General features: G+C 69.6%; 14 protein-coding genes, 1 other RNA gene and 1 pseudogene. 15 read left to right on the top strand and 1 reads right to left on the bottom strand.

The annotated features are described in order from the left end of the window. Positions 1-86: 86 nt before the first annotated feature. The gene (prfB, locus tag AC069R_RS01775) at positions 87-1,193 is read left to right on the top strand and encodes a peptide chain release factor 2 (RefSeq protein ID WP_478763631.1); all 1,107 of its coding nucleotides are present in this window, start codon (positions 87-89) and stop codon (positions 1,191-1,193) included. Between the two features lie 306 nt (positions 1,194-1,499). Beyond that, a complete protein-coding gene (locus tag AC069R_RS01770) occupies positions 1,500-2,360 on the top strand; it encodes a hypothetical protein (RefSeq protein WP_478763629.1) in 861 nt (286 codons plus the stop codon). Positions 2,361-2,481: 121 nt separating this feature from the next. On the opposite strand, the gene AC069R_RS01765 is transcribed toward AC069R_RS01770, so the two are convergent. Next, positions 2,482-2,673, bottom strand: coding sequence for a hypothetical protein (locus AC069R_RS01765; RefSeq protein ID WP_478763627.1), 192 nt, complete (start codon positions 2,671-2,673; stop codon positions 2,482-2,484). A gap of 272 nt (positions 2,674-2,945) precedes the next feature. Here AC069R_RS01765 and ftsE point away from each other — a divergent pair, with 272 nt between their 5' ends. The 13 genes and pseudogenes from ftsE (at position 2,946) to AC069R_RS01700 (ending at position 18,946) form a co-directional block, all read left to right on the top strand. Beyond that, on the top strand, positions 2,946-3,635 hold the full coding sequence (gene ftsE, locus AC069R_RS01760) for a cell division ATP-binding protein FtsE (protein ID WP_070022695.1): 690 nt from the start codon (positions 2,946-2,948) through the stop codon (positions 3,633-3,635). A 43-nt stretch (positions 3,636-3,678) separates the two neighbouring features. Continuing rightward, the gene (ftsX, locus tag AC069R_RS01755; RefSeq protein ID WP_397985708.1) at positions 3,679-4,596 is read left to right on the top strand and encodes a permease-like cell division protein FtsX; all 918 of its coding nucleotides are present in this window, start codon (positions 3,679-3,681) and stop codon (positions 4,594-4,596) included. Positions 4,597-4,663: 67 nt separating this feature from the next. Continuing rightward, positions 4,664-5,857: a S41 family peptidase gene (locus tag AC069R_RS01750; RefSeq protein ID WP_478763624.1), complete on the top strand. Its 1,194-nt coding sequence runs from the start codon at positions 4,664-4,666 to the stop codon at positions 5,855-5,857. Between the two features lie 57 nt (positions 5,858-5,914). Beyond that, the gene (smpB, locus tag AC069R_RS01745; RefSeq protein ID WP_397987276.1) at positions 5,915-6,457 is read left to right on the top strand and encodes an SsrA-binding protein SmpB; all 543 of its coding nucleotides are present in this window, start codon (positions 5,915-5,917) and stop codon (positions 6,455-6,457) included. 97 nt (positions 6,458-6,554) lie between these two features. Next, positions 6,555-6,923, top strand: a transfer-messenger RNA (tmRNA) gene (gene ssrA / locus AC069R_RS01740). Positions 6,924-7,014: 91 nt separating this feature from the next. After that, positions 7,015-8,255 (top strand): annotated as a pseudogene (locus tag AC069R_RS01735) (IS30 family transposase). Positions 8,256-9,066: 811 nt separating this feature from the next. Beyond that, positions 9,067-9,474 carry a DUF6507 family protein gene (locus AC069R_RS01730; protein WP_478763622.1) on the top strand — a complete coding sequence of 136 codons (408 nt, stop codon included), beginning with the start codon at positions 9,067-9,069 and terminating at the stop codon, positions 9,472-9,474. Beyond that, positions 9,471-11,489: an EndoU domain-containing protein gene (locus tag AC069R_RS01725; protein ID WP_478763620.1), complete on the top strand. Its 2,019-nt coding sequence runs from the start codon at positions 9,471-9,473 to the stop codon at positions 11,487-11,489. Before AC069R_RS01730 ends, AC069R_RS01725 begins: the two co-directional genes overlap by 4 nt. A gap of 17 nt (positions 11,490-11,506) precedes the next feature. Next, positions 11,507-11,926: a hypothetical protein gene (locus AC069R_RS01720; RefSeq protein ID WP_478763618.1), complete on the top strand. Its 420-nt coding sequence runs from the start codon at positions 11,507-11,509 to the stop codon at positions 11,924-11,926. A 25-nt stretch (positions 11,927-11,951) separates the two neighbouring features. Next, positions 11,952-13,391 carry a DUF6177 family protein gene (locus AC069R_RS01715; protein WP_478763616.1) on the top strand — a complete coding sequence of 480 codons (1,440 nt, stop codon included), beginning with the start codon at positions 11,952-11,954 and terminating at the stop codon, positions 13,389-13,391. A 499-nt stretch (positions 13,392-13,890) separates the two neighbouring features. After that, entirely contained in the window at positions 13,891-14,451 is a 561-nt protein-coding gene (locus AC069R_RS01710; RefSeq protein WP_478763614.1) for a CGNR zinc finger domain-containing protein, read from the top strand. A gap of 355 nt (positions 14,452-14,806) precedes the next feature. Then, complete coding sequence (locus AC069R_RS01705) at positions 14,807-17,161, top strand: HelD family protein (RefSeq protein WP_478763612.1); 2,355 nt, start codon at positions 14,807-14,809, stop codon at positions 17,159-17,161. Positions 17,162-17,530: 369 nt separating this feature from the next. After that, positions 17,531-18,946, top strand: coding sequence for an NAD-dependent malic enzyme (locus AC069R_RS01700; protein ID WP_397985713.1), 1,416 nt, complete (start codon positions 17,531-17,533; stop codon positions 18,944-18,946). Positions 18,947-19,105 lie beyond the last annotated feature (159 nt).

The following is a 19,105-nucleotide window of genomic DNA, read 5'->3' as shown; positions in this document are numbered from 1 at the left end:
CACCCGAGACCAGCTGGGCCGGTGCGCGGAAACGGTGAGAGCGCAGCGCGGCGATGGCCGCTTGCCACAGCCGTTACGCTTGAACCGTGGCAGTCGTCGATGTATCCGAAGAGCTGAAGTCCCTCTCCTCGACCATGGAGTCGATCGAGGCCGTCCTGGACCTCGACAAGATGAGGGCAGATATCGCCGCGCTCGAGGAGCAGGCGGCAGCCCCGTCCCTGTGGGACAACCCGGACGAGGCACAGAAGATCACCAGCAAGCTCTCCCACCTCCAGGCCGAGGTCAGGAAGGCGGAAGCACTGCGCGGCCGCATCGACGACCTCTCGGTCCTCTTCGAGATGGCCGAGGAGGAGGACGACCCGGACACCCGCGCCGAGGCCGAGTCCGAGCTGACCGCCGTGCGCAAGGCGCTGGACGAGATGGAGGTCCGCACCCTCCTGTCCGGCGAGTACGACTCCCGTGAGGCCCTGGTCAACATCCGCGCCGAGGCCGGTGGCGTCGACGCCGCCGACTTCGCCGAGAAGCTCCAGCGCATGTACCTGCGCTGGGCCGAGCAGCGCGGCTACAAGACGGAGCTGATCGAGACGTCGTACGCCGAAGAGGCCGGCATCAAGTCGACCACCTTCTCCGTGCAGGCGCCGTACGCCTACGGCACCCTCTCCGTCGAGCAGGGCACCCACCGCCTGGTGCGCATCTCCCCCTTCGACAACCAGGGCCGCCGCCAGACGTCCTTCGCCGGCGTCGAGGTGCTGCCCGTGGTCGAGCAGTCCGACCACGTCGAGATCGACGAGTCCGAGCTGCGCATCGACGTGTACCGCTCCTCCGGCCCCGGCGGCCAGGGCGTCAACACGACCGACTCCGCGGTCCGCATCACCCACCTGCCCACCGGCATCGTGGTCTCCTGCCAGAACGAGCGGTCGCAGATCCAGAACCGCGCCACCGCGATGAACGTCCTCCAGGCCAAGCTGCTGGAGCGCCGCCGCCAGGAGGAGCAGGCCAAGATGGACGCCCTCAAGGGCGACGGCGGCAACTCCTGGGGCAACCAGATGCGTTCGTACGTGCTCCACCCGTACCAGATGGTCAAGGACCTGCGTACCGAGTACGAAGTCGGCAACCCCGAGGCCGTGTTCAACGGCGAGATCGACGGTTTCCTGGAGGCCGGCATTCGCTGGCGCAAGCAGCAGGAGAAGTAATTTTGTCGACATGACAACTGCCGCCCACGTGGCGGCAGTTGTTGTTTTGTCCGGCTTTTACGTCACAATCACATGCTTCAAATCCCCTCGAAGGCCCTCCCGTCCGGGCAAAGCGACCAGAACGCTCTTGACGTTGCTTTGAAAAATCGGAAGGGTGAGCGCGGCATGCGTGTATCTGGGGCGCATGTGAACCGGGGGTGCCGAATCACTCGATCTCGATTCGGGGTTCGTCAGCTGCCTCCGTCGATCACGGCCAGCCCCACTGCGCGGCCTCATTGACGAACAGCTACTGGGGGTAGCAACCATATGACGAAGAAGACGCGGATCCGGGTCGCGCGGATAGCCGCGGGCGCCGTGATCGCGGCCGGTGCGTCCCTGACCGCGGCCGGCGCGGCCTCCGCCCTGGACCTCGACGTCCACGCGGGCCCGATCAACCTCGGTGTGAAGGCCGACGGCCAGGACGACGGCGGCGACACCGATGGCGGCTGCCCGATCGCCATCTGCACCGACGGCGGTCAGACCGGCGGCGGCAACGACACCACCACCGGTGGCGACCAGACCACCGGTGGAGACGACACCACGACCGGCGGTGACCAGACCACCGGTGGCGACCAGACCACGGGTGGCGACCAGACCACCGGCGGGGACGACACCACGACCGGTGGCGACCAGACCACGGGTGGCGACCAGACCACCGGCGGCGGCGACACCACGACCGGCGGTGACCAGACCACCGGTGGCGACCAGACCACGGGCGGCGACCAGACCACCGGTGGCGGTCAGACCACCGGCGGCGGCGACACCACCGGCGGGAACCAGTCCACCGGCGGCCAGGGCAACTCCGGCGGCCAGGGCAACTCCGGCGGCAACGGCACCGGCGGCACCGGTGGCGGTCACCACGGCGGCGGTACCTCCGGCGGCTCCGGCACCGGTGGCGACAGCCCCCAGGGCGGCGGCAACGACAACGTCTCCCAGGAGGAGGGCTCCTCGGCCCTCACCGACACCGGGTCGGACAACCCGCAGCCGCAGACCGGCGGCAAGCAGCTCGCCGAGACCGGTGCCGGGCAGACCTCGTTCCTGATCATCGGCGCCGCGACGATGATCGCCGGCGGTATCGGCTTCCGCATCCTGCCGCGTCTGGCCGGCCGGGGCGGCGCGGCCGCCTGACGGTAGCCGCACGGCAAGCGTCCGCGTACCCCGCGTACGCAAAGGGCCCGGAGCCTTCGCTCCGGGCCCTGACGCTTTTCCGGGGATTTTCCCGACCGCTTCTTACCTGGTCGGGCGCTGGTCAGGCGGTCTGGTGCGCCAGCAGCACCACCGCGGCGATCAGCACCGCGAGGAGCGCGATCAGCGCCATCGGGTTGACCCCGCCCAGGAAGCCCTCCTGCTGAAGACGCTCGCGGTTGGCACGGCACACCGGGCACCGGCCCTCGCTCACGGGCGCCGCGCAGTTCGCGCACACCAACCGGTCGTACGTCATGCGCTCGCCCTCCTCGCACCGGCCGTATCACTTCGTACAACGCTCACAGGAACGCGAACGTTCCCCTCCCACTGTGCCAGTTTCCGCGGCGCCGTGCGCGGGGCCCCCGCCGCGGCGCCCGGAAGGGCCGTCGCCGCGCCCACCTCGGTGCCCGGACCAACGACCGGTGCAAAAGCGTACAAGTCTTGCCCAACCTCAGCCTGCGCCTGCGCTTGCACACCCGGTTCGCGTATGGTCACGCTCATCTACCCCCGGCGACCCGTGGTGCATCCGTGATCCGATTCGACAATGTCTCCAAGGTCTACCCCAAGCAGACCCGTCCCGCACTCAGGGATGTCTCCCTGGAAGTGGAAAAGGGCGAGTTCGTCTTCCTCGTGGGGTCCTCCGGCTCCGGAAAGTCCACCTTCCTGCGGCTGATCCTCCGCGAGGAGCGGTGCAGCCACGGCCAGGTGCACGTGCTGGGCAAGGACCTCGCCCGCCTCTCCAACTGGAAGGTGCCGCAGATGCGCCGCCAGCTGGGCACCGTCTTCCAGGACTTCCGCCTGCTGCCCAACAAGACGGTCGCGGAGAACGTGGCCTTCGCGCAGGAGGTGATCGGCAAGTCCCGCGGCGAGATCCGCAAGTCCGTGCCCCAGGTGCTCGACCTCGTCGGCCTCGGCGGCAAGGAGGACCGGATGCCCGGCGAGCTGTCCGGCGGTGAGCAGCAGCGGGTGGCCATCGCGCGCGCGTTCGTCAACCGGCCCAAGCTGCTGATCGCCGACGAGCCCACCGGCAACCTCGACCCGCAGACCTCCGTCGGCATCATGAAGCTGCTCGACCGGATCAACCGGACGGGCACCACCGTCATCATGGCGACACACGACCAGAACATCGTGGACCAGATGCGCAAGCGCGTCATCGAGCTGGAGAAGGGCCGCCTCGTCCGCGACCAGACCCGCGGCGTCTACGGCTACCAGCACTGACCGCGCGCCCCAGTTCGTCCACGGAAAGGCACAACCCGACGCCATGCGCCCCCAGTTCGTCCTGTCGGAGATCGGTGTCGGTCTCCGCCGCAATCTCACGATGACCTTCGCGGTCATCGTCTCCGTCGCCCTGTCCCTGGCCCTCTTCGGCGGCTCCCTGCTGATGAGCGACCAGGTGAGCACCATGAAGGGCTACTGGTACGACAAGGTCAACGTCTCGATCTTCCTGTGCAACAAGCACGACGCCGAGCAGGACGTGCACTGCGCCAAGGGCGCGGTCACCGAGGACCAGAAGAAGCAGATCCTCTCCGACCTGCACAAGATGCCGATCGTCGAGAAGGTGTCGTACGAGTCGCAGGACGAGGCGTACAAGCACTACAAGGAGCAGTTCGGCAACTCCCCGCTGGCCGGCTCGCTCACGCCGGACCAGATGCAGGAGTCGTACCGGATCAAGCTCAAGGACCCGCAGAAGTACCAGGTGATCGCGACCGCGTTCAACGGGCGCGACGGCGTGCAGTCGGTGCAGGACCAGAAGGGCATCCTGGACAACCTCTTCCAGCTGCTGAACCTGATGAACCGCGGCGCGCTCGGCGTGATGGCGCTCATGCTGTTCGTGGCGCTGCTGCTGATCGTCAACACCGTGCGCGTGTCGGCGTTCAGCCGCCGCCGGGAGACCGGGATCATGCGCCTGGTCGGCGCCTCCGGCTTCTACATCCAGGCGCCGTTCATCGCCGAGGCCGCGGTCGCCGGGCTCATCGGCGGCGGTCTCGCCTGCGTCTTCCTGGTGGTCGGCCGGTACTTCACCATCGACCACGGCATGGACCTGTCGCACAAGCTGACGCTGATCAACTTCGTCGGCTGGGACTCGGTGCTGACCAAGCTGCCGCTGATCCTGGCGACCAGCGTGCTGATGCCGTCCCTGGCCGCGTTCTTCGCGTTGCGCAAGTACCTGAAGGTGTGACGCAAACCAAGGCGGTGGGCGGGGCAACGGGCCGTGACGGCGGGCCCGTTGTCCTAGACTCACCGCCATGTCCGGCCGCGACCCGCTCTGTCCGCCTCACCGCGCCCGCCAAGGGGCCGCGCTGACCTTGGTCTTCGCCGGAGTCATCGTCGCCGGGGCGGTCACCGGCGCCTTCCCGGACCCCGACCACCCGGCACCCCGGACCACCACCCCCGTGCCCGTGAGCGCCGTACGCGACGAGTCCGTACGCGACGAGTCCGTCCGGTCCATCCGGGATGCCGCCGCCCGCGCGATGGCCGACGGCACCTCCCCGATGGAGGCCGCCGAGCGGGCCGTCAGCCGCAGCGGCGACCGCTGGGGCGCCGTCTACTCCGAGGGCGAGTACCAGGAGTTCCAGGACTCCCTCGACGGCCGCTACACCGGCGTCGGCCTCTCCGCCGCGCGCGAACAGGACGGCCGTATCGAGGTCACCGGGGTGCGGCCCGGCTCGCCCGCCGCCGCGGCCGGCATCCGCGCCGGCGACCGGCTGCGCAGCGTGGACGGCGCCCGCGCCGACGGCCTGCCGGTCACCGAGGTGGTCGCCCGGCTGCGCGGCGACGCCGACGACGCGCCCGCCGGTACGACCGTCACGCTCGGCCTCCAGCGCGGCACCCGCGCCTGGACCCGGACCCTGCGCCGGGCCACCCTGACCACCGACTCGGTGAGCGTCCGCCGGCTGTCCGCGCGGGCCACCCTGATCCGGGTCGCCGCCTTCACCAAGGGCACCGGCGCCCGCGTCCGCGAGGCCCTGCGGGCCGCCCCGGCCGGGGCCGGGATCGTCCTGGACCTGCGCGGCAACTCCGGCGGCCTGGTCACCGAGGCCGTGGCCACGGCCTCCGCCTTCCTCGACGGCGGCCTGGTCGCCACGTACGACGTGGACGGCGCCCAGCGCGCCCTGCACGCCACGCCCGGCGGGGACACCGGGCGTCCCCTGGTCGCCCTGGTCGACGGCGGCACCATGAGCGCGGCCGAGCTGCTCACCGGCGCGCTCCAGGACCGGGGCCGCGCGGTGGTGATCGGCACGCGCACCTTCGGCAAGGGCTCCATCCAGATGCCGACGAACCTGCCCGACGGCTCGGTGGCCGAGCTGACCGTGGGCCACTACCGCACCCCGTCCGGGCACGCGGTCGACGGCCGGGGCATCACGCCGGACCTGGAGGCGGGGGACGGCGTGCTGCGACGCGCCGAGACCGTCCTCACCGGCCTGGGCGAAGCCGATTAAAGGCTGGCCGCAGGCCCCCCGCGTAGTGCGAAAATGGACGGCACTATGAGCAAGGGAATGTACGTACCCAAGGAGTCCCAGCCCAAGCAGGGCGGCGGGGCGGGCAAGGCCAGGGACGGCGAGAAGGGCGGCAAGCGCAAGATCGTCGCCCAGAACAAGAAGGCCCGGCACGATTACGCGATCATCGACACCTACGAGGCCGGGCTCGTGCTCACCGGCACCGAGGTCAAGTCGCTGCGCGAGGGCCGGACCTCGCTGACCGACGGCTTCGTCCAGATCGACCGGGGCGAGGCGTGGCTGCACAACGCCCACATCCCGGAGTACCACCAGGGCAGCTGGACCAACCACTCCGCGCGCCGCAAGCGCAAGCTGCTGCTGCACCGCGAGGAGATCGACAAGCTGGAGTCCAAGGCCCAGGAGACGGGTCACACCATCGTGCCGCTCGCCCTGTACTTCCGGGACGGCCGCGCGAAGGCGGAGATCGCGCTGGCACGGGGCAAGAAGGAGTACGACAAGCGGCAGACCCTGCGGGAGAAGCAGGACCGGCGCGAGTCGGAGCGCGCCATCGCGGCGGCGAAGCGGAGGCAGCGCGGGGTGTAGCCCCTGCGGGGAATACGCTGGCATCGACCCGCGTTGGTCCCGTACGATGGCAGCAGCACCGGACGCGAGCCCGGTGCGCACCTTGAAAAAACAACATGGGGATGATCGGTTTCGACAGCGGCTGTCGAAGCAGGGGAAGCGTGTCGAGGAAGCGGCCATGATCTCGTAAACCACAGGCCGAAAAAAATAATCGCCAACACCAAGCGCGATTCCTTCGCCCTCGCTGCCTAAGTAGCGACTTGCGAAGTGTCAGCCCGGGGCTGTTCCCGACCCGGATCCTGGCATCAGCTAGGGAACTAAACCTTGATCCCGGTCACGGGGTGAAGAGGGAAATCAAACAGTGACTGAGCCCGTCGGCGACTTGTTCGCGTGATCGCCGGGGCTGAGAAAATCACAGCGAACTGCACACGGAGAAGCCCTGATTCCGCACCGTTGGACGCGGGTTCGATTCCCGCCATCTCCACGAACCCCTCCGGGGGCACCCCATGTGGGCAAAGGCCCCGCCGCTTGTCCTTGAGTTCTAGTGGTCGTCGCAACACCCCAGCTCAAGGGGTGCGATGGAGTTCGAGATCCGCAAGGTGCGGACAGTGGCCCAAGGGCCCAGGAAGCTGGTCCGTGAGCGGGAGGAATACTTCCGGCTCATGGATCAGGGCCTGAGCAGCACCGAGGCATGCAGACGCGTAGGGATCAACGTCCGGACGGGCAAGCGGTGGCGGAATGGCCGCAACCCGTCCGGCAAGGACAAGGCGGCACCACCGGCTCGGTGCACGGTGGTGCCGTCGTCTGGCGCCTCCCGGTACCTGCGCGAAGCCGACCGCATCCATATCGCCGACCGCCTGCGGGAGAAGGCTTCGGTGCGGCAGATCGCCGCCGAGCTGGGCCGCAGTCCCTCGACGATAAGTCGGGAGATCCGCCGCAACGGCATTCCCGTGCGGGCAGGTTCTTCCCGCTGGGCCTACCGGCCTTTCGCCGCCCAGGCCCGCGCGGACAGCCGCCGGCCCAGGCTCAAGCCAGGCAAGATCGGCCAGAATCCTCAGCTGCACGACTTCATCCAGCGCCATCTGGAATACGGTGGAGCCCGGAACAGATCTGCCAGGCTCTGCGGACACAGTTCCCAAGGCGCCCGGAGATGCACGTGGTCCACGAGACGATCTACCAGGCCCTTTACGTCCAGGGCCGCGGTGAACTGCGCCGCGAACTCGCTCAGGCACTGCGGACCGGGCGTGTCCGACGCAAGCCCCGCCGCCAAGCACAGCAACGCCAGCCCAGCTTTCGCGAGCCCATGGTGATGATCAGCGAACGGCCCGCCGAAGCGGAGGACCGGGCGGTGCCCGGCCACTGGGAAGGCGACCTGATCATCGGCAAGGACGGCGCCTCGGCCATCGGCACCCTCGTGGAGCGTCCGACCCGCTATGTGATGCTCCTGCACCTGCCAGACGGCCGGGGCACTGAGCTCGTCCGAGACGCCCTGGTGGAGACCGTCACGACCTTGCCGGCTCATCTGAAGCGGTCCCTGACCTGGGACCAGGGCAGCGAGATGGGTCGCCACCGCGAGTTCACCGTCGCCACTGACATCCCGGTCTATTTCTGCGACCCGGCCAGCCCCTGGCAGCGCGGCTCGAACGAGAACACCAACGGCCTGCTGCGGCAGTACTTCCCCAAGGGCACCGACCTGTCAGTCCACACCCGAGCCCACCTGGACGCCGTGGCCGCCGAAATCAACGGCCGACCACGCAAAACGCTCGACTGGGAAACCCCAGCCGAGCGTCTCGCCAAGCTCCTGGCAAGAGCCAGTTGATCACCTGTGTTGCGACGACCCCTGGAATCCGCCGTCGAAGCGGCGGGGCCTTTGCCATGCCCGCATATCGCTGGCTCCGCTTTGCCTTTTCACCGCGATCCCGAGGGGGGACGCGGGCCGTGTGAGGAGGACCCTCATACATGCTCGCGTCATCTTCATCGAGTACGGGCCGATCTCCAAGTGACTGTGAAAGGGAATGGTGTGGTAAGCGCAGATGCGGCCGACCTCCAGGGGTGGAGCGAGGAGAGGCGTCGGAACGCCAATGAGATAGCGGATATGCGTCCCGCGCTCCTCTTGATGAGTTCGAGGAGCCCGACTGGATCACACTGCACTTGGACTTGGCATCCTATGTTGCCGAATTACTCATCCGGAAAAGCGGTGCGCATTGGACCGTCGTGAGCAATTCAACCGGGTCGGTCGGGTTCCGCTACATCGAGGCGAACGGAATCGACGGACAGACCCGTCGGGTCGACCTAACCGCCCCATCGAGATCATTCGTATGCTGGCCAGCGCGGAACTCACCTTGAACCTCGCGGTGCAAGCCGGTGACGAGGGGTGAGCGAGGTGCGAACATCACCGGAACGTCCGGTCGTGCTGTCGTGGGCGTCGGACCGGGTGCCGTAGTGCCGCCGCCCGCCGGTGTCAGCGGTTGATGGACCGTCCTTGTTGGGAATGGCTACATTTGGCCTGAGACGTGTGGTGGCTGCGACAACTGGTCTGTTATTAATGGCTGTTCCGTTGTCGGCGATGTGCTCTCGGTGCCGATTGGCGCTGAGGAAGCGTATCCGTGGGAGTTCTGGCGGGGGTTGACGTGACGGGGTGGGACATCAGTCCCGGCGGGGTGGAGTCCGTTCTGTCGTTGGTGGGTCTGGCCGCCGAAGACCTGAGCAAGGACGTCAAGGGCTATGGGACGAGTGTCGAGGAGGCGGCGCGGTCCGCGGGCACGATCAGCGGCCCGTACTGCGGCGCCGCTCCGGTGGGGCCGGTAGGTGTCGCGGTGGCGAACTTCGTGTCCGACACCGAGAACTCCATCAAGTTCCTCGCGGCCCGTATCAAGAAGACGATGGACGGGACGGTCAAGGCGACCGGTGCGTACGTCGACGGTGACCTGGCGATGGCCGCCCGTGCCCAGCGCGACGCGGCCAAGGCGCCCACCCCGGCCGAAATCCGGGCCGTGGGCGGGCAGCCAGAGCACGGCCACAGTGGGGGCGGGCAGTGACCGACGCGATCAGTCCGGGCCAAATTCCTCAGTACACCGGTGACTTCGGCGCCCTGTCCAAGACGGTCACCGATCTGCGCAAACGTGCCGTCGGCATCCGTGATGCCGGCCAGGACGTCCACTCGCGCTTCCAGGCGACGGCCGCGTACTACCAGGCACCGGAGGCCGATCAGCTTCTCTCCTCCACCCAGCCGGTGATGGACACGGCGGACGAGTTCGCCGGCCACATCGAGTCCCTCGCCGATGCCCTGGACACCTTCATCAGCGGGGCAAAGCCCCACGCGGACCGCTTGAAGCATCTGAAGGAGCAGGCGATCGCCTTCGCCGACAGCATCGAGGGCGACGACCACTGGACGAACGACCAGCACAAGGTCGACACGCACAAAGCCCTGATGGACGGCGTGGCGGAAGCTGTCGTGGGCTTCCAGAAGGCGGAGCACGACGCGGCGGTCACGATCGGCGCCATCAGTCCTGCCATGTGCCGCCCCATCGGCGACGAGGGCGGCACGTACGGCATGAGCGCCAAGACGCTCGAGTCCATGCCCGACCTGCCGTGGGGTACTCCGGTGGACCGTACCTACGAGCGCTGGAGTCTGGGCTGGTGGGGCCACGGCGCCAAGAGCTGGGCGTGGGACGGCATCGTCAAGGACAGCCTCTGGGGCGGCTTCCTCGGGTTGGGCACCTTCGAGAACAACATCGTGGGCACCAACGGCCCCGAAGCACGGGAGCAGACGTGGGACGGCCTCAGGCGCACCTTTGTCGGCGCGTACGCCTACGGCATGGACGTCGTCGGCCTCGGTGATGATCTGTCGGACTGGCAGCGCGGCAGCGAGGCCTATGCCAAGGAGTTCGGCAAGCAGTTCATCGACTATGACGAGTGGCAGGAGGATCCGGCCCGCGCTCACGCCGTCACCAGCTTCAACCTTCTCACGCTGGTCGGAGGCGCCGGCGGGGCGCTCGCCAAGCTGGGGAAGGCGGGCACCTTCGTCGAAACCGCCGGTGCGGTGGCCAAGGTCGGGAATGTCCTCGACCCGGTCTCCGGTGCCGCGCGGGCGGCCAGGGCTCTGACCGATCTGCCGAAGGTCTCCGAGGTGCTGGCGAACGTCAGCGAACACCTGCGGCTGCCGAAGACCAAATTCCCCGACGGCGCCCTCGACCTCAGCGACCGCTACCGGGTTGACAAGGACGGCCGCTTCGTCGCCCTCAAACCCGACGGCACACCCGACCTGGCCGCGGCCCCGCACGAGCCTGCCGCCGCCGAGCGCGTGTCTTCCGACGGATCGGACGACCGGGAACTTGCCGGCGTGGGAGGCCGCGCGTCCGACGCCGCTTCCCATGGCACCACTCACACGGGAGGCGACGCCGGACACCACGTACCCACCGCTGCGCACCACCCTGGTCATACGGGTCACGGCGCTTCGGGAACGAAGACGGTACCCACCACACACCACGGTGCGACTGGTGGCACCCATGGATCCGGCCACGACCCCGGGGACCACGGCGGCCACCCCGGCCCCGGAACGGGCCATGGCGGCGGAGGCCCCCATCACGGCCCGACAACACCCCATGGCCAGCATGTCCCCGAGCCGAGCGGTCACATCCCCGAGCACACCTTCGACCACGTACTCAAGGGGGAGCTGAAGTACGGCAAGGACGGTCAGCCCAAGGTCGTCGGATATCATTTCCGGCCGGGCGGCCGCGACCCCTACGGTGTAAAGGTGCCGAAGATTCTCAAGGTTGATCACAAGACGGGACTGACGACGGGCAATGTGTGGATGCGCGACCCGCGTACCGGCACCTGGGTGATGAAGCGGGCCAAGTCTACTTTTTTTCCGTCGAGTTGGACGGAGCGCGATGTCCGACGGGCGATGACCAAAGCCTTCGAGCACAGCAGAGTGGTCGAGCCTGAAAATTACAAATGGAGGGGCACATACAAGGGGATAACCTTCGAAGGTTATTTTGACCCCGTCACGGGCGAGGCGAAGACCGTCTATCCAATCATGCCCGATAATTGACAGAAGGAGATTTCTGCATGATCCGCACTCGATATTATGCGCGGGACGATGAATTCGGTGTGCCGAACTTCACCGGTCCAAAGGAGCTATCGGTTCTGGGGGGCTGGGTGACCGCCGATATCCAGCTTTCTGGTTACTCTATTCTGGAAGCGATCGACTTGGTGAGGCTGGCTCAGGCGGATCCGGGTTTCGCTCCGGAGGAGATGGACGGAAACGCTCACACTGCCACCTTCAGTCGCCAGGGGCTGGCGATCGAAAACCACTTCGTGGAGCATGTGCAGGGCGAGTTCCCTCTGGATACCGCGTTGGCGGTCCTGCTCGACTTCTGGGACTACTATGCGCAGGCATGTCCCGACGAAGTCGTACCCTTCTGGAAGCAATACGCAGAGGAAAACGGCCGGGACCCGCTGGCGGGGCTTCGGGACGTCGCGACGTAATTCACCCTTTTTCGGACAGTAGGACATGCCCCAGGACGTCATCGCCCTCACTCCCCAACTGCCGGACAGCAAGACACTGCTGGCCGCGCTGCACGCCGGTGGGCCGGATCTGCGGGTGAGGCGGGCGGGTGGAGGGGCCGTCGCCCAGTTGTGCACGGATGATGGGCGGCTTCTGGTCTCCGTGGAGGCGCCCCGCTACCTGCAAGTACCGGGCGAGACGGAGCGGTTGCTAGGGGTTGGCGTTCAGGCGGATGCGCCGGTGTGGTGGACCGAGGTGCGGGCGTCGACCACCGTCCCGGAAGCCAGGCTGCTCGCCGGCTCGGTCGCGGGACGGCTGACCACACTGCTCGGCGGCGCCACCTGGCCGCGGGAAGCCGCCCACACCGACGTCGTGACCGTCCCCGACACGGAGGCGGTGACCGCTCCGCCCGCCGACATGGGCGTACTGACCGATGCGGACGTGTTCACCGACAAGAGCGTCATCGTCATCTGCGACCGCCCCGTCGTCGCCGCCACGACATGGCTGACCGAGGCGGTGCGAACCGCGGGGGCGGGCCGGCGGGAGCTGTACCTCGTCACCTCTCCCCGCACCCGGCTGAGCCTGCCCGCCCGCACCATTCTGGAACGGGTGCCCGCGCGCTGGGTCGTACGCCACCCCGAGAACGGCTACTACGACGGCCTGTCCGGAGCCGTGCTGCGCTGGCACGACGGACGTTTCACCCCGGCCGCCGACGACGGCCCCCGCATCGCGGACGCCTTCCAGCCACCGCCGGGCCGGGCCGGTGAACGGCAGTTGCTGGTGTCCATCCGCACCGTCCACCCCGTCCACGAGCACCTCGTACTCGGTGGTGCTGTGGAGGACGCCTGGCAGATCCTCACCGGATCGCCGCCCGCCGGATGGGCCGGCGCCGAACCCGTCAACGTCCCCTGGTCGCCCCGGCAACTGACCGAACTGGCCCGCAGCCGCGCCCGCCAGGCCCGGCCCACCTGGGCGGTCGCCGTAGGCGCCGCCGACCGCTCCGCCATCGCCACCGTGCGCATCGCCCACACACCACGGGGTGTGGAGGAGCAGCTCACCCTCGCCGTCGGGTATGCCGCCGACGAACGGGCACCGCTCGCGCTGCTGCCCCAACTCGCCGAAACCCTCGCCGCCAGGCACAACCTCGCCACCATGATCAGCGAACTGCGGGCGGGGCGGGCCGACCTGACCGCTCCGGCCCACTACGAACCACCGCCGATCCCCATCTCCCTCACCCTCGGCCCCGACACCGTGGCCGCCCTCGGCGCCGCCCATGCCCGCGACGCCCTGCCGGACCAAACCCCCACCCGGCTCGGCCCCGCCCCTCGGCCCGCTCTGCACTACCCGCTCGGCGACGGCACCGACCCCACCGCCTGGCAACGGCTGGGTCACATCGACGCACACCTGAACCGTAGAAATCAAGCTGGTGGCCCACCCGGAACGTGAGTGCGTCGGCGGCAGGGCGGGGCACGAGGGCCAGGGCAGCCGGGCCATGCCTGACACCGTTCGTGACGGACGTGCGGACCATGCTCGCGTTCCCGTGAGAGAACGGCGTCGCCGGGGGCGGGCGCAGCGGGTCGGGGCTGTGCCTGGTGGACGGTGCGCTCGCCCTCGATCAGGCGCCGATGCGGTGGGCCCATGTCGAGCCGGCGGCCCGGACCGCCCGCGTCGGCGGCGGGAGCCGGCTCGGCGATCTCGACCACGCGGCGCACACCTCGGCCCGGCGTGCCCTCCGGGATCGGCGCGGCGGGCAGGAACGCCCGGTACCGGCACCGCACTTCACGCGCGCTCACGACTCCGGCAACTTCTTCCACGCCAACCAGACATCCCGCCCGCTTGAGGGCGACCGGTGCCGGCGCGAGGGGTTCCGGCGGGTCGGTTGGGCGGGCACTGTGGGAGCGAGCGGTCTGTACGACTCCCCGTATGCCTAGGCGGTGACAGGCACATGGTGCTGCGGTTCGATGCCGGACGGGTATGTCTGGATCTGTTGGCGACCAGCCATCCCGGTGAACGGCTCGGTTCCGTCGGGGCGTTGTGCGTCTGGATCGAGGAGGCCGGGCTGGTTCCGGCCGGTACGGGGCTCGCGCACGCCGATGAGTCGTGGGTGGCGCGGTTTCAGGAAGTGCGCAGGGACGTAGGTCAGTTGGTGCGGCGCACCGGGGGCCCGGTGTCGTACGGGAGAGCGCTCGCGCGGGTCAACGAGGTGGCCCGTGGGGTGCCCCCGGTGCCCTGTGCCGTACGGCGCGGCGACGGGATGCTCGTACGCGAACTGGTCGCGCCGCCCGGACCCGCCGCCCTGCTCGCGCTGCTCGCCCGCGACGCGGTGGAGCTGCTCACCGACCCCGTCGCGCGGGCCGCCCTTCGCGAGTGCGAGGGGGACAACTGTCCGCTCCTCTACCTCGACACCTCCCGCGGGCGCCGCCGGCGCTGGTGCTCCAGCGAGGTGTGCGGCAACCGGGAGCGGGTCGCCCGCCACCGCCGCCGTGCCGCCCTCACCCGCACCTGAGCACCCACGGGACCACAGATGTGAGACCACAGATGTGAGACCGCAGATGGGTATCCGTGCCCGAGCATCCGTGGCCCGCGCCTGACCGCCCGTGCCGAGCACCTGCGACCCGCCCCTGCGCACCCGCGCCCCGCGACCCGCGCCTGAGCACCCGCAAACCCGCGCCTGCGCACCCGCACCCGCGCCCCGCGCCCCGCGCCTGAGCACCCGCAAAACCCGCGCCCGCGCACCCGCAAACCCGCACCCGCGCACCCCCGCCCCCCACATCCAGGCACCGGACCGGTGGGTGCCGTAGCCTCGTCCGGCCCCCTTCGCGTACGGTTGACGGCTGCCCAGCACGTCAGAAGGGGGCCCGGTGGCCGCTCAGGTTCAGCATTCCGCGGTCGGCTCGGAACACGACGCACAGGACTCCGTGCGCGACCGAGAGATCAGCGTCGAACAGGCACACCTGGACCGGGTGTACCGGCGGCTCGAGGAGAAGATCCACGAGGCCGAGTTCCTGATGAACGACGCGGCCCAGCGCGGCCAGGTCGGCACCCCCGGCGCGCTCGCCGAGCGGGACGCGCAGGTCTTCCGCGCCGGTGTCCACCTGAACCGCCTCAACAACGAGTTCGAGGACTTCCTGTTCGGACGGATCGACCTGCTGCTCGGCAAGGACGGCAAGAAGGGGCCCGACGGGGCCTACACGGCGGTCGAGCCGGCCGAGGGCGCGGTGCGCGAGGACAACACCGCCGACATCGCCGAGACCCTGCACATCGGGCGCATCGGCGTCCTCGACGAGGACTACGCGCCGCTCGTCATCGACTGGCGCGCCCCCGCCGCCGCGCCCTTCTACCGGGCCACCCCCGTGGAGCCCGGCCGGGTGGTGCGCCGGCGTGTCATCCGCTCCAAGGGGCGCCGGGTGCTCGGCGTCGAGGACGACCTGATGCGGCCCTCGCTCACCGCCCACCTCGACGGCCGGGAGCTGCCCGTCATCGGCGACGGCGCCCTGATGGCCGCCCTCGGCCAGGCCCGCGGCCACACCATGCGGGACATCGTCTCCTCCATCCAGGCCGAGCAGGACCTCGTCATCCGGGCCCCTGCCGCCTCGATCACGTACGTCGAGGGCGGCCCCGGCACCGGCAAGACCGCCGTCGCCCTGCACCGCGCCGCCTACCTGCTCTACCAGGACCGCAGGCGGTACGCGGGCGGCATCCTCATCGTCTCCCCGACCCCGCTGCTCGTCGCCTACACCGAGGGCGTGCTGCCCTCGCTCGGCGAGGAGGGCCAGGTCGCGATCCGGGCGATCGGCTCGCTGGTCGACGGCGTGGAGGCGACGCTGTACGACTCCCCGTCCGTGGCCCGCGCCAAGGGCTCGTACCGGATGCTGAAGGTGCTGCGGAAGGCCGCCAGGGGCGCCCTGGAGCTGGGCCCGGCCGTCCGGGCGGGCCACGACGAGGACGACGGCGCGCCGCGGCAGGCCGCCGACCCCACCCGCCTCCGTGTCGTCGCCTTCGGCCGCCGGCTCGAACTGGAGGCCGAGGAGCTGGACCACATCCGCCGTACCGCCCTCGGCGGCACCGCCCCCGTCAACCTGCTGCGCCCGCGCGCCCGCAAGCTGCTGCTGGACGCCCTGTGGGCGAAGTCCGGCGCCGGCGCCCGGCACACCGACCCGGAGCTGGCCGCCGAGCTGCGGAGTTCCTTCGACGAGGACATCACGGGCGAGGACGCCTTCATCGGCTTCCTGGACGCGTGGTGGCCGGAGCTGACCCCGGCGCGGGTGCTCGACGCCATGGCCGACGAGAAGCGGCTCGGCCGCTGGGCGCGCCGCATCCTCAACCCCGGCGAGGTGCGCAAGGTGGCCCGTTCGCTCAAGCGGGACGGCCGTACGGTGCACGACATCGCCCTGCTGGACGAGCTCCACGCGATCCTGGGCGCCCCGGCCCGGCCCCGCAGGAAGCGGGAGCTCGACCCGCTGGACCAGCTCACCGGCCTGGAGGAGCTGATGCCGGTGCGCGAGGAGACCCAGCGGGAGCGGGCCGAGCGGCTGGCGCAGGAGCGCACCGAGTACGCGCACGTCATCGTGGACGAGGCGCAGGACCTCACGCCGATGCAGTGGCGCATGGTCGGCCGCCGCGGCCGGCACGCCACCTGGACGGTGGTCGGGGATCCGGCCCAGTCCTCCTGGTCCGACCCGGACGAGGCCGCCGAGGCCCGTGACGAGGCCCTGGGCAGCCGCCCCCGGCGCCGTTTCCAGCTCACCGTGAACTACCGCAACCCCGCCGAGATCGCCGACCTGGCCGCCCGCGTGCTCGCGCTCGCCATGCCCGGCGCCGAGTCGCCCAGGGCCGTGCGGTCCACCGGGGTCGAGCCGCGCTTCACCGTCGTGGGGGAGTCCCTCCAGGACACCGTGCGGGCCGAGGCGGAGCGGCTGCTGGGGCTGGTGGACGGCACGGTCGGCGTGGTCGTCGCGATGAACCGGCGCGAGGAGGCGAGACGCTGGCTGGCCGGGCTCGGCGACCGGGTGGTGGCGCTCGGCAGCCTGGAGGCCAAGGGCCTGGAGTACGACGCGACGGTCGTCGTCTCGCCCGCGGAGATCGCCGACGAGTCCCCGGCCGGGCTGCGCGTGCTCTACGTGGCGCTCACCCGCGCGACCCAGCAGCTCACGGTGGTCTCGGGGGAGCGGGACGAGCCGGACGCGGCCGGGGTCCCGGACCTGCTGCGCGACTGAGTTTTCCGGCGAACTCCCGCTGGGGGGAATGGCATCCGGCATCCGTTTGTTAGCCTGGGTACGGCACCGGCCCGATCCAAGCCCCCGGGCCCAACCTTCGTCCCTTCGAGGGACCACTTGCCGCGAGGCGAGCATGGCGGGCCGGTGTCGTCAGTGTGGGAGGCCCACGTCACGATCAAGTGGCGTGGGCCTCTTTCTTATGCCCGTCAACTCTCGTATGGTGGAAGTCGTTTTCCGAAACTGCGTACCGACCGGTCATCGAGCGTGTACAAAACGTCCGCAACCGAGGGCGACTACCACGTACTGATCGGTAGGTGCGACGATCGGACGGCACAACTCGCGACACGGTGAAAGCAGAGGAAGTCGGCCATGGCAACGGCGCCCAGCGTCTCCTACTCGATGACCATCCGGCTGGAGGTGCCCGCGAGCGGAACCGCCGTCTCGCAGCTCACCAACGCCGTGGAGTCCTCCGGAGGCTCGGTGACCGGCCTCGACGTCACCGCGTCCGGGCACGAGAAGCTCCGTATCGACGTCACCATCGCGGCCACCTCCACGGCCCACGCCGAGGAGATCGTCGAGAAGCTGCGCGGCATCGAGGGCGTCACCCTCGGCAAGGTCTCCGACCGTACGTTCCTGATGCACCTCGGCGGCAAGATCGAGATGCAGTCCAAGCACCCCATCCGCAACCGTGACGACCTCTCCATGGTCTACACGCCGGGTGTGGCCCGCGTCTGCATGGCGATCGCCGAGAACCCCGAGGACGCCCGCCGCCTCACCATCAAGCGCAACTCGGTTGCGGTCGTGACGGACGGTTCCGCGGTGCTCGGCCTCGGCAACATCGGCCCCAAGGCCGCGCTGCCCGTCATGGAAGGCAAGGCGGCCCTCTTCAAGCGCTTCGCCGGCATCGACGCCTGGCCGCTGTGCCTGGACACCCAGGACACCGACGCGATCGTGGAGATCGTCAAGGCCATCGCCCCCGGCTTCGCGGGCATCAACCTGGAGGACATCTCCGCGCCCCGCTGCTTCGAGATCGAGGCCCGGCTGCGCGAGGCCCTGGACATCCCGGTCTTCCACGACGACCAGCACGGCACCGCCATCGTCGTGCTGGCCGCGCTGACCAACGCGCTGCGCGTCACCGGCAAGGCGATCGAGAACATCCGGATCGTGATGTCCGGCGCCGGCGCGGCCGGTACGGCCATCCTCAAGCTGCTGCTCGCGGCGGGCGCCAAGAACGCCGTCGTCGCCGACATCCACGGCGTGGTGCACGCGGGCCGCACGGACCTGGTGAACGCCCCGGCCGACTCGCCGCTGCGCTGGATCGCCGACAACACCAACCCCGAGGGCCTCACCGGGACCCTGAAGGAGGCCGTGCGCGGCGCGGACGTGTTCATCGGCGTCTCGGCCCCGAACGTCCTGGACGGCGACGACGTGGCCGCCATGGCGGACGGCGCGATCGTGTTCGCGCTCGCGAACCCGGACCCCGAGGTGGACCCGGCGATCGCCCGCCAGACGGCCGCGGTGGTGGCCACCGGCCGCTCGGACTTCCCCAACCAGATCAACAACGTGCTGGTCTTTCCGGGTGTCTTCCGCGGCCTTCTGGACGCGCAGTCCCGTACCGTCAACACTGAGATGATGCTCGCCGCCGCCAAGGCACTCGCCGATGTGGTCGGCGAGGACGAGCTGAACCCGAACTACATCATTCCGAGCGTCTTCAACGACAGGGTCGCGGGCGCCGTCGCCGGAGCGGTCCGCGAGGCCGCCAAGGCGGTCGGCGCAACCGCCTGACCAGGGAAGACCGCCCGACCACGGCGTGTCGTACGGTGCCGGGGGCTGTGAGGATCACCACGGTGGCCCCCCGCACCGGCGCGTCGTGGAACCACCTGGTACCGGGCGCCCTCTAGGGTGACGCCGATCAGGCGCTGTTCGTGTGACTCCCCAGGGTGT

It is taken from the genome of Streptomyces sp. NPDC043952, from assembly GCF_056435325.1.
Note: the sequence above shows the minus strand (reverse complement) of the source record. Positions and strands in the feature narration are given on the sequence as shown.